This is a genomic window from Massilia sp. YIM B02763 (assembly GCF_030412015.1).
Taxonomy (GTDB): domain Bacteria; phylum Pseudomonadota; class Gammaproteobacteria; order Burkholderiales; family Burkholderiaceae_D; genus Telluria.
Genome location: NZ_JASNRD010000017.1, coordinates 118,056 through 129,495, shown reverse-complemented (window position 1 = coordinate 129,495; position 11,440 = coordinate 118,056). Strand labels below are relative to the sequence as shown.

At 66.2% G+C, this 11,440-nt stretch carries 9 protein-coding genes; 4 read left to right on the top strand and 5 right to left on the bottom strand.

What is annotated here, in order from left to right; translation table 11 throughout:
- From QPK32_RS19965 to QPK32_RS19945, 5 genes are all read right to left on the bottom strand, one after another.
- A partial coding sequence (locus QPK32_RS19965) for a VCBS domain-containing protein (protein ID WP_290414547.1) occupies positions 1-2,582 on the bottom strand: 2,582 nt, incomplete at its 3' end.
- A gap of 254 nt (positions 2,583-2,836) precedes the next feature.
- Complete coding sequence (locus QPK32_RS19960; protein ID WP_290414546.1) at positions 2,837-4,930, bottom strand: sodium:solute symporter family protein; 2,094 nt, start codon at positions 4,928-4,930, stop codon at positions 2,837-2,839.
- Positions 4,927-5,253, bottom strand: coding sequence for a DUF4212 domain-containing protein (locus tag QPK32_RS19955; protein ID WP_290414545.1), 327 nt, complete (start codon positions 5,251-5,253; stop codon positions 4,927-4,929). Before QPK32_RS19955 ends, QPK32_RS19960 begins: the two co-directional genes overlap by 4 nt.
- Positions 5,243-6,763 (bottom strand): sensor histidine kinase N-terminal domain-containing protein, encoded by a 1,521-nt coding sequence (locus tag QPK32_RS19950; protein WP_290414544.1) that lies wholly within the window; start codon positions 6,761-6,763, stop codon positions 5,243-5,245. The genes QPK32_RS19955 and QPK32_RS19950 overlap by 11 nt, the downstream gene beginning before the upstream one ends.
- Positions 6,760-7,467, bottom strand: coding sequence for a response regulator transcription factor (locus QPK32_RS19945; protein ID WP_290414543.1), 708 nt, complete (start codon positions 7,465-7,467; stop codon positions 6,760-6,762). Before QPK32_RS19945 ends, QPK32_RS19950 begins: the two co-directional genes overlap by 4 nt.
- Before the next feature lie 189 nt (positions 7,468-7,656).
- On the opposite strand from QPK32_RS19945, the gene recA reads away from it, so the two are divergent.
- The 4 genes from recA to sucC all read left to right on the top strand — a co-directional run bounded on the left by recA (position 7,657) and on the right by sucC (position 11,439).
- The gene (gene recA / locus QPK32_RS19940; RefSeq protein ID WP_290414542.1) at positions 7,657-8,736 is read left to right on the top strand and encodes a recombinase RecA; all 1,080 of its coding nucleotides are present in this window, start codon (positions 7,657-7,659) and stop codon (positions 8,734-8,736) included.
- Between the two features lie 30 nt (positions 8,737-8,766).
- Entirely contained in the window at positions 8,767-9,231 is a 465-nt protein-coding gene (recX, locus tag QPK32_RS19935; protein WP_290414541.1) for a recombination regulator RecX, read from the top strand.
- Positions 9,232-9,645: 414 nt separating this feature from the next.
- Complete coding sequence (locus QPK32_RS19930; protein WP_290414540.1) at positions 9,646-10,203, top strand: DUF2889 domain-containing protein; 558 nt, start codon at positions 9,646-9,648, stop codon at positions 10,201-10,203.
- A gap of 66 nt (positions 10,204-10,269) precedes the next feature.
- Positions 10,270-11,439 (top strand): ADP-forming succinate--CoA ligase subunit beta, encoded by a 1,170-nt coding sequence (gene sucC, locus QPK32_RS19925; protein WP_290414539.1) that lies wholly within the window; start codon positions 10,270-10,272, stop codon positions 11,437-11,439.
- The last annotated feature ends 1 nt before the right edge of the window (position 11,440 follow it).

The following is an 11,440-nucleotide window of genomic DNA, read 5'->3' as shown; positions in this document are numbered from 1 at the left end:
TAGACGTAGAAGCTGTCGTCGCCGGCGCCGCCGTCGATCGCGGTCTGGGTTGCCGCTACGTTCAGTTCGAAGCGGTCGTCACCGTCGCCGCCATGCCATTCGTTGACGCCGCTGCTGTCGGACAGGTAGTCGTTGCCGGCGCCGCCAATCAGGACATCGTTGCCCTCGCTCCCGTACAAGTAGTCGTTGCCCTCGCCGCTTTCCAGCCGGTCGTTGCCGCCGTTGCCGTACAGCGTGTCGTCGCCCGCCAGTCCGTAGATGAGGTCGTCGAACGCCGTGCCATTCAACTGGTCCGCCTGCGGCGTACCGTAGATGGCCCCGGCCACGCTCAACACAAAGTTGTCGGAAACCACTGCGCCGGCGCCATCGGTGGCGGTGACGGTCAGCGCGAACGGCGTAATGTTGGTCGTCGCCGGCGCCGTTCCGCTGAAGGTCCCGGTGGCGACGTCGAACTGCAGCCAGGACGGCAGCGCGCCTCCGTCCTGCAGCGTGGCGCTGTATGCCAGCGTGGTGCCCGCATCGACGTCGTAGAAGGCCGAGGCGGGAATCGCGTAGCTGAACGCCTTGCCGCCTTCTACTACCCGGTCCGGCACGCCGGCGGCGACGACCGGCGCGTCGTTGGCTCCCGAGATCGTCCAGGACGCGGTTGCGACCGTCGCCGCGCTGCCGTCCGACACGTCGTAGTCGACCGAGACGACGAACGCCTGACGCGCGGCCAGCGATTGGTAGGCAGGGTGCGACGGATCGAGGGTAAAGGTGGCGGTGGCGGCGTCGAAGGTAACGCCGGACGGCAGGACGCCGCGCAGCGACACGGCCAGCGTGGTGCCGGCATCGGCGTCGCTGGCGTTGGCAAGCGCATCCAGCGTCACGCCGGCGCCATCCTCGACGGCCGTTGCCGTGACCGGGCCGCTGACGACGGGCGGCACGTTGACGGGGGTGTCGGCGCGGCCGGCGACGGTCCACGCCACCGAGGCCGCTGCGACGGCGCTGCCGTCGGAAACGCCGTAGACGACGCTGACGACCTGGGTCTGGCCCGGTTCCAGCGACTGGTAGGCGGCGTGCGATGGATCCAGTGTGAAGCTGTGCGTGGCGGCATCGTAGCTGACGCCCGCCGGCAGGTTCGCCGGCACGTCCACCACCGCGAGCAGCGCGCCCGCATCGACGTCGGACGCATGTGCGAGAGCGTCGAGCGTCACCGCCGGATCGTCCTCGAACACGCTGGCCGCGACGCTGCCGCTGACGACCGGGGCGTCGTTGGCGCCGGTCACGAACCAGGAGGCGCTGGCGCCCGTGGTCGCGCTGCCATCGGAGACGCCGTAGGCGACCGTGACCGTCATCGACTGGCCACTGGCCAGCGACTGGTAGGCGGCATGCGATGGGTCGAGCGTGAAACTGTGGGTGGCGGCGTCGTAGCTGACGCCGGCTGGCAGGCTGGCCGGGACGCCGACGACGGCCAGCGTGGTGCCGGCGTCGACGTCGGATGCGCGGGCCAGCGCGTCCAGCGTCACGGCGGCGCCGTCCTCGCCGGCGGCGCGGGTCACCGCGCCTGCGACGACCGGGGCATCATTGGCACCGGCGACGGTAATCGTCAGGGTACCGGCCGCGCTGGCGCTGCCGTCGCTTGCGCCGTACCCGAACACATCGGTCCGGGTCTCGCCCGCGCGCAGCGCCTGGACCGCGGCGCTGCCGTTGTCCAGCGTATAGGTGTAGCTGCCGTCGGCGGCCAGCACCAGCGTGCCATAGGCGCCGGCGTACGTGCCGGGTTGCGTGACCTTCAGCACGGTACCGGGATCGGCATCGCTGTCGTTGAGCAGCACGTTGCCGCTCAGCGCGGATGGTACTGCGTCCTCGGCGATCGTCGCCGTGTCCGGGCGGGCAATGGGGGGACTGTTCTCGAAAGCGGCCACGCCGAGGAAATCGGCATTTCCCACGGACGCGTTGACGGCCTTCAGTTCGATCTTGAGATCGGCCACGCCGTCGCCGTCGGTATCCGCATGCACCAGCACGTCGGAGCCCACGCGTTCCTGCCACACGCCGCGCGCGATCGGGCCGGCATCGCTCCAGCGCAGGCCGGCGAAGGCGCGCAGGTCGATCTTGTCCAGGCCGATCTGGAAGTCGGCGATGCTGTCCCACGTTGCGTTGCCGGAATCGCTCGCGGCCTGGTACACGAAGACATCGGCGCCGGCGCCACCGGCCAGCAGGTCGGCACCACCGCGTCCCGTCAGCGTGTCCGCGCCACTGCCGCCGCGCAAGACATTGGCGCCGTCAGCGCCGGCCAGCGTCACCGCCTCGGTTGACGCGCTCGCATCGACGTTCTCGAATCCGGACAACAGGGCAGGGCGCGCGCCCACGTCCTGGTTGGATTGTGCGAGGTCGATGCGCACGCCCTGCCTGGCGAGCAGGGTATCGATGCCGGTGCCGCCATCGAGCGTGCTGGCACGGTTCGAATCGTTCTGGTAGACGATCGTGTCGTTGCCTGCGCCACCTTTCAGTACATCGACGCCGCCGCCGCCATCGATGTAATCGTTCTCATCGGTCCCGTTGAAGGTATCCGTCCGTCTCGTGCCGGTGAAATTTGCCATTGTCATCCCTCATCGTTAAAGAAACATCCCTGGAAAAACGCCTTGTTGTTGACGCTGAACGGTTGACGCTTGGGTCGGCCGTGGCAATCCCATCCGCATGGAGGGCTGACGGCGATTTTTGGGAGGGGTGCAATGCAAATCTCGTGCCTAATTTATAAGCAGTTGATTTTTATCAAACTTTTTGACTGGAGGAATTTAACCAAAAGGAGTGTGTAAATATTACCGACATTTACCATGGGTAAATAGGTAGCTGCTCACTCCGGCGCCCGGATATGATCGACGAGCCCGCTGCTCGCCGCCGGCGGCGCCTTGGTCAGCAAACTGACCACCACCAGGGTCGCCAGCCCCGCCGGCACCCCGAACACCCCCGCCGAGATCGGCGCGATGTGGAACCAGGCCGCATCCGCGCTGCCGCCCAGGATCGGGTTCGCGTGCAGCATGTAGTACAGGCAGACGAGGAAGCCGGCGGCCATGCCGGCGACCGCCCCGGCGTGGTTGGCGCGCTTCCAGAACACGCCGGCCACCAGCGCCGGGAACATCGTCGAGCCGGCCAGCGAGAACGCGGCGCCCACCAGCGACAGGATGTCGGCCGGCTTCTGCGAGGCGGCGTAGGCGGCGATGAAGGCCACGGCCAGCAGCAGCAGTTTCGAGATCGTCACGCGCTTCTGCGTGGACGCGCCCGGGTCGACGATCTTGAAGTAGATGTCGTGCGACAGCGCGTTCGAGATCGCCAGCAGCAGGCCGTCCGCCGTCGACAGCGCCGCCGCCAGACCGCCGGCCGCCACCAGGCCCGAGACCACGTAGGGCAGGCCGCCGATCTCCGGCGTGGCCAGCGTCAGCACGTCGCCGTCGATGGCGATTTCCGCCAGCTGCACGATGCCGTCGCCGTTGATGTCGACGATGCTGATGAGCGGATTGGCCTTGTCGACGTTGGCCCAGTACGAGACCCAGGTCGGCAGCGAGGAATACTCCGTCCCCACCACGGCCGTGTAGATGTCGTACTTGGCCAGCACGGCCAGCGCCGGCATCGTCAGGTAGATCAGCAGGATGAAGAACAGGGTCCAGAACACGGACACGCGCGTCTCGTGCACGGAGGGCGTGGTGTAGGCGCGCATCAGGATGTGGGGGAGGGCGGCGGTGCCGAACATCAGGCAGAACACGAGCGCCAGGAAGTTGTTGCGGCGGATGTCGGACTCTTCGCGGGTGTCGCCGGGGAAGGGCTCGGCGTGCGGTTCGGGCGGGCGGGCGCGCTCCAGGTTGGCGGCGCGCAGCTCGGCCCAGGTGCGCGCGGCGTCCTCGGCGCTGCGCGGATAGTCCATCAGCGCGCGCTCGGCATTGCGGATCTCGCCCAGCGAGGCGTTGCGGCCGCGTACCGCGTCCAGGCGGCGCTGGGCCTCGACCTTGCCCGCCTCCCAGGAATGCGGCAGCGCCGCCAGGCGGGCGCCGTAGTCGTCGGCAAGGGCGCGGAACCGGGCGCGCACCTCTTCCTCGCGCGGGTCGATCGCCAGCTGCGCCTCGCGCAGCGCCAGCTTGGGCAGCACGGAACCGTAGGCGACCTGCGGCACCGGGTTGCCGGCGAATTTCACCGACAGCCACATCGTCGGAATCAGGAAGGCCACGAGGATGATGATGTACTGCGCCACCTGGGTCCAGGTGATGGCGCGCATGCCGCCCAGGAAGGAGCAGACGAGGATGCTGGCCAGGCCGAGGAAGATGCCGACCGAGAAATCCACGCCCGTGAAGCGCGAGGCGATCAGGCCCACCGCATAGATCTGCGCCACCACGTAGGTGAACGACACGACGATGGTGGCGGCCACCGCCAGCGCGCGCACCTGGTTGCCGCGGCGCCCGTTGCCGTCCCCGCCGCCGTAGCGCACGGCGAGGAAGTCGGGAATCGTGTACTGGGCGAAGCGCCGCAGGTAGGGCGCGATCAGCAGCGCCACCAGGCAGTAGCCGCCGGTCCAGCCCATCACGTAGGCGAGCGCGTCGAAACCGTGCAGGTACAGCGTGCCGGCCAGGCTGATGAAGCTGGCCGCCGAGATCCAGTCGGCGGCCGTCGCCATGCCGTTGAACAGGGCGGGCACCCTTCGGCCCGCGACATAGTATTCGGACACGTTCGAGGTGCGGCTGACGACGCCGATGGTGGCGTACAGCACGATGGTGGCGAACATGTACAGGTAGCCGATCCACTGGCGCGGCATGCCTTCTTTCTCGAGGAGGCCCAGCGCCCCCAGGAACAGGCCGAAGCACAGCGTGAACCACAGGTAGTAGCGCGACAGGCGGCGGAAATAGCGCCGCGTGCCGTCCTTCGCCGTCGATTTGGGGGCGGGCGTTCCGGGCGCGTTCACGCGGCCTCCCCGAGCCGGCGCGCGAAATCGCGGTCGAGCATGCGCATGCGCCAGGCGTAGGCGCCGATGATCGCCAGGTAGATCAGCGACGCGCCCTGGGCCGCTAGGTAGAACGACAGCGGCCAGCCGAACACCGACAGGTGCGCCAGGTCGCGCGCGAAGAACACCGTGCAGAAGCTGGTGGCGAGCCACAGCGCCAGCAGCCAGGCGACCAGGCGGCGCGCGCGTTCCCAATGCAGGGCGCGGGCGGCGACGATGCGGGCGCGCTGCAGGTCGGGGTCGGGCGGATCGGCCGGAAGGTGGGCGGAATGGTCAGTCGACATCGGGGTCAGGCATGGCAAGTGGCGGGAAGGTCAGTCGGAACAGGCTGCCCGGGAATTTCTTGTGCGTGCTGCGCGGGTTGTTGAAGATCTCGATGTCGGCGCCGTGCTGGCGGGCGATCTCGCGCACGATCGCCAGGCCCAGGCCGGAGCCGGGCGCGCTGGAGCCGAGGATGCGGTAGAAGCGCTCGAACACGCGCCGCCGTTCGGACGGGGCGATGCCGGGGCCGGTGTCCTCGACTTCCAGCAGCGCCAGGTTGCCGCTGGCGCGCACGCGCACGGTGACGCTGCCGCCGGCCGGCGTGTAGCGCAGCGCATTGTCGATCAGGTTCGACAGCAGCTCGCGCAGCATCATGGCGCTGCCGTCGATCTCGACGGGCGCCTCCGGCTCCTCGTAGCCGAGGTCGATCTCGTGCGCGAACGAGGCCGGCACCCAGTCCCGCACGACGTCGCGCGCGAGCATGCCGAGGTCGAGCGGCTCCAGCGCCACGCCGGCCTGCGGCTGATTCTCGGCGCGCGCCAGCGCCAGCAACTGGTTCACGAGGCGCGTGGCCGATTCCGAACTCTTCGCCAGCTGCTCCAGCGAGCGGTGGATCTCGTCCGGGTCGACCTGGCGCAGCGCCAGTTCCGACTGCATGCGCATGCCGGCCAGCGGTGTCTTCATCTGGTGCGCGGCGTCGGCGATGAAGCGCTTCTGGGCATCGATGGTATGCGTCAGGCGCGCCAGCATGTCGTTCAGCGAGCCGACCAGCGGAGAGATTTCTTCCGGCACCTGGCGCGGATCGATGGGCGACAAGTCGTCCGACGGGCGCGCGCGGATCCGTTCCTGCAGCTGGGCCAGCGGCGACAGGCCGCGCGACAGGGCGAACCAGACCAGGGCCAGGATCACGGGCAGGATGATGAACTGGGGCAGGATCACGCCCTTGATGATCTCGTTGGCCAGCTGGGCGCGCTTGTCGAGCGTTTCCGCCACCTGCACGAGGGCCAGGCGCGGCTTTACCTTCGGGTCGGCCAGGGGCTGCAGGTTGACCCAGGCATAGGCCACGCGCACGGGCGTGCCGTGCAGGTTCTCGTTGCGGAAGTGCACGCGGCCGCTGCGTTCGGCGTCGTCCGGCGGCGGCTGCGGCAGGTCGCGGTCGCCATCGACGGCTTCGCCGCGCGGGCCCGTGATCTGGAAATAGACGCTGTCGACGTCATCGGCGCGCAGGAAGTCGCGCGCCGTGCCGGGCAGGCGCGCGGCCACCTTGCCGTCGACCTCCTTGACCTGCTGGGCGAGCACGGTGACGCTGTCTTCCAGCGCATGGTCGAACGGCTGGTTGGCGATCGACTTCGCCACCAGGTAGGTGATGGCGATGCTCATCGGCCACAGCAGCAGCAGCGGGGCCAGCATCCAGTCGAGGATCTCGCCGAACAGCGAATGCTGGATGCTTTCCTCGGGCTCGGGCTTGGGCGGGACGTAGAGCGGCTCGGGCGCCGCCGTGTCCCCGGCGATGGCGTTCGCGCCCCGTCTCACTGGTCGCCGGCCGCGGCGGCGGCCTTGCGTGCGCTGTCGGCGTAGCGTTCGAGGCAGTAGCCGAGGCCGCGCACGGTGGCGATGCGGATGCCGCCCGTCTCGATCTTCTTGCGCAGGCGGTGCACGTAGACCTCGATGGCGTTGTTCGACACTTCCTCGCCCCATTCGCACAGGTGGTCGACCAGCTGCTCCTTGGAGACCAGGCGGCCGGTGCGCGCCAGCAGGATTTCCAGCAGGCCCAGCTCGCGCGCCGACAGGTCCAGCATCTGGTCGTTGATGGTGGCGCTGCGCCCGACCTGGTCGTACACCAGCGGGCCGTGGCGCACGATGGTCGAGCCGCCGCCCTGGCCGCGCCGCGTGAGGGCGCGCACGCGCGCTTCCAGCTCGGACAGGGCGAAGGGCTTGGGCATGTAGTCGTCGGCGCCGGCGTCCAGCCCGCCCACGCGCTGCTCGATGGAGTCGGCGGCGGTGAGGATCAGCACCGGCAGCAGCGAGCCGCGCGCGCGCAGGCGGCGCAGTACGTCGAGGCCGGACAGCTTCGGCAGGCCGAGGTCGAGGATCAGCAGGTCGAACTCCTGGGTCGACAGCGCGGTGTCGGCGTCCTGGCCGTTCTTGACGCAATCGATGGCGTAGCCGGATTGGCGCAGCGAACGCGTCAGGCCGTCGGCCAGTACGCTATCATCTTCGGCGAGTAGAATACGCATCTTGCATCTCCTTCGTGGATCGTTTGACCTGGCTTGCGCGCATATTGTGTTTGATATTTCGCAACGTGTCGAATGTGTCGGGAGGCGTAAATAAGCCTTGCCAAAACCACTGGGATTTTATACAGTACTTCCTATTGAAATCGCGCGAGCGGCCCCTATCTTGGTTCACTCTAGGACTGAATGAATATCATGGACGACAAAAAAACTGCACTGAACGTAGCTGAGAAGGGCAAGGCGCTGGCGGCAGCCCTCGCGCAAATCGAGAAACAATTCGGCAAGGGCTCCGTCATGCGCATGGACGCCAATGCCCCCGTCGAGGAAGTACAAACCGTCTCCACCGGCTCGCTGGGCCTGGATATCGCCCTGGGCGTCGGCGGCCTGCCGCGCGGCCGTATCGTGGAAATCTACGGTCCGGAATCGTCGGGTAAAACCACGCTGACCCTGCAGACCATTGCCCAGATGCAGAAGCTGGGCGGTACCTGCGCCTTCATCGACGCCGAGCACGCGCTGGACGTCACCTATGCGCAAAAGCTGGGCATCAAGCTGGACGAACTGCTGATCTCGCAGCCGGACACCGGCGAGCAGGCACTGGAAATCACCGACGCACTGGTGCGTTCGGGTAGCGTCGACCTCGTGGTCATCGACTCGGTGGCGGCACTGACCCCGCGCGCCGAGATCGAAGGCGACATGGGCGATTCCCTGCCGGGCCTGCAAGCCCGCCTGATGTCGCAGGCGCTGCGCAAGCTGACCGCATCGATCAACCGTACGAACACCCTGGTCATCTTCATCAACCAGATCCGTATGAAGATCGGCGTCATGTTCGGCAGCCCGGAAACGACGACCGGCGGTAACGCGCTGAAGTTCTACGCCTCCGTGCGCATGGACATCCGCCGTACCGGTTCGATCAAGTCGGGCGACGAGGTGATCGGTAACGAAACCAAGGTCAAGGTCGTCAAGAACAAGATCGCGCCCCCGTTCAAGGAAGCGCACTTCGACATCCTGTACGGCGAAGGCACGTCGCGCGAAGGCGAGATCATCGACCTGGGCGTGGACAACAAGATCGTCGAGAAGTCGGGTTCGTGGTACAGCTATGGCGGCGAACGCATCGGCCAGGGCAAGGACAATGCACGTGTCTACCTGAAAGAGCGTCCGGCACTGGCACGCGAGATCGAGAACAAGGTCCGTGCCGCCCTGGGCGTGCGCGAACTGCCGCCGGCTCCGGCCGGTGACGCTGCTCCGCAGGCGGCGACCGTCGGCGACGACGAGTAATCTGACGGTGGTGGTTGAAAGGCTGTCGTCATGAGGCAGCCTACGCTCAGCCTGAAGGCGCGCGCGTTGAAGTACCTGTCGACGCGCGAGCACAGCCGTCTCGAACTGGGACGCAAACTGGCCCGTTACGCCGAGGAGGGCGACGACGTCGAAGCGCTGCTCGACTTCCTCGAACGGAACAACTGGCTGTCCCAGGAGCGGTTCGCCGAATCGCTGGTGCACCGGCGTGCCGGCCGCTACGGCAACAGCCGCGTCCTGGCCGAGCTGCAGCAGCACGGCGTGAAGGGCGACGACCTCGACGAATTGAAGGCGAACCTGAAGGACACCGAAGTCGCGCGCGCCAGGGAAGTCTGGCGCCGCAAGTTCGACCGCGTCCCCCAGGACGCCGCCGAGCGCAGCAAGCAGATGCGTTTTCTGCTGCAGCGTGGATTTTCCCAGGGCGCTGTGCGTGCGGCGCTCAAGGGCCATGTCGACGACGAAGATTTTCATGACTGATCTTCATCTCATGAATATCTGAGTGTTCGTCGAGCCGTGAATACCTGGCCTGTTGTTTTGTTTATGACAGGCAAGTAATGCTGTGACGTCGAAGCGCAAGCGTCCAGCGCCATCCGCCGATGTGCCGCTCGCCCGGGGCACACTCCTCAAACGGCGTCATGACGCTGCACGCTTGCGCTTCATGCCAGTTGCCGTGATCTGTCTCTTTTCTGGGGTAGACGGCAACATTCCTCCCTCCTTCCCTCCGTAAAAACCCTTATAGTGCCGCGGTGACGGTGCATCCGGCAACGTGCTGTGCTAAACTTTCATGGTTTAAGCAGCGCCGCAAGAGCGGTTGTTGCCGTAGAAGCTGCGGCAACGTGCATCAGGCACAACGGCTGCAATATTTTTCGCCGCATTCCGGCATTGGTGTTTATGCCCCTGTCTCCACCAGCTCCGCGTCAGCTCAGGCACACGCGCGCCATCACCGTCGAAGCGTTCCTGCGCGAAGACGGCATGTGGGACCTCGACGCGTGCATCCGCGACGTCAAGACGCATGACATCGAGCTGCCTTCCGGGCGCCGCCCGGCCAACGTGCCGGTACACGACCTCAAGCTGCGCGTGACCATCGATCGCGACATGGTCATCGTCGACGCAGAAGCTGCGTCCGATGCCGTTCCCTATCCCGGTTTCTGCGACGCCATCACGCCTGCCTACAAGCAGCTGATCGGCTTGTCGCTGCTGAAACATTTCCGTTTGCATCTGAAAGACCGCCTGTCCGGCGTCCTCGGCTGCACCCACCTGACCGAACTCGCGCAAATCCTGCCCACCGCGGCAATCCAGGCCTTTGCCGACGACGAGATGGCCAACCGTCCGGGCGAGACCGCGTCCGAACGGCCGTATGAACTGGACCGCTGCCATGCGCTGCGCCTCGACGGCCCCGTCGTCGAAAAGTATTATCCGCGCTGGGCTTTGAAGGCGGTACCGGGGTAGTATCGCGATTTCTCGCTTTTTATTTATTCAACCGTACTTAATCAGTAACGAAGAAGGGAAGCCAGCATGAAGATCCATGAGTATCAGGGCAAAGAAATCCTCCGGAAATTCGGAGTGACCGTTCCGCGCGGCATTCCGTGCATGTCGGTCGACGAAGCCGTCAAGGCAGCTGAAGAACTCGGTGGCCCGGTCTGGGTTGTCAAGGCACAGATCCATGCTGGCGGTCGCGGCAAGGGCGGCGGCGTCAAGGTCGCCAAGTCGATCGATCAAGTGCGCGAATACGCGAACCAGATCATGGGCATGCAGCTGGTCACCCACCAGACCGGTCCGGAAGGCCAGAAAGTCCGTCGCCTGCTGATCGAAGAAGGCGCCGACATCAAGAAAGAACTGTACGTGTCGCTGGTCACCGACCGCGTCACCCAGAAAGTCGTGCTGATGGCTTCGTCGGAAGGCGGCATGGACATCGAAGAAGTCGCGCACAGCAACCCGGAAAAAATCCACAGCATCGCGATCGACCCGAAAGCCGGCCTGCAGGATGCCGAGGCCGACGACATCGCCCGCAAGATCGGCGTGCCGGAAGGCTCGATCGAAGCCGCCCGCGCCAACCTGAAAGGCCTGTACCAGGCTTACTGGGAAACCGACGCGTCGCTGGCTGAAATCAACCCGCTGATCCTGACCGGCGACGGCAAGGTCATCGCCCTGGACGCCAAGTTCAACTTCGACTCGAACGCCCTGTTCCGTCACCCGGAAATCGTCGCCTACCGCGACCTGGACGAAGAAGATCCGGCCGAAGTCGAAGCCTCGAAATTCGACCTGGCCTACATCTCGCTGGACGGCAACATCGGCTGCCTGGTGAACGGCGCCGGCCTGGCCATGGCCACCATGGACACCATCAAGCTGTTCGGCGGCGAGCCGGCCAACTTCCTGGACGTGGGCGGCGGTGCGACCGCGGAGAAGGTCACCGAAGCCTTCAAGATCATGCTGAAGAACCCGGGCCTGAAAGCCATCCTGGTCAATATCTTCGGCGGCATCATGCGCTGCGACGTGATCGCCGAAGGCGTGATCACCGCCTCGAAGGCCGTCTCGCTGCAGGTGCCGCTGGTCGTCCGCATGAAGGGCACCAACGAAGACCTGGGCAAGAAGATGCTGGCCGATTCCGGCCTGCCGATCATCTCGGCCGATACGATGGAAGACGCAGCGAAGCAGGTCGTCGCCGCTGCTGCTGGACAAGCCTAAT

Bases quoted from the DNA above. Each gene is read 5' to 3' on its own strand.
- QPK32_RS19945 (WP_290414543.1), bottom strand. From the start codon at position 7,467: ATGCGTATTCTACTCGCCGAAGATGATAGCGTACTGGCCGACGGCCTG.
- sucC (WP_290414539.1), top strand. From the start codon at position 10,270: ATGAAGATCCATGAGTATCAGGGCAAAGAAATCCTCCGGAAATTCGGA.
- recA (WP_290414542.1), top strand. From the start codon at position 7,657: ATGGACGACAAAAAAACTGCACTGAACGTAGCTGAGAAGGGCAAGGCG.
- recX (WP_290414541.1), top strand. From the start codon at position 8,767: ATGAGGCAGCCTACGCTCAGCCTGAAGGCGCGCGCGTTGAAGTACCTG.
- QPK32_RS19930 (WP_290414540.1), top strand. From the start codon at position 9,646: ATGCCCCTGTCTCCACCAGCTCCGCGTCAGCTCAGGCACACGCGCGCC.
- QPK32_RS19955 (WP_290414545.1), bottom strand. From the start codon at position 5,253: ATGTCGACTGACCATTCCGCCCACCTTCCGGCCGATCCGCCCGACCCC.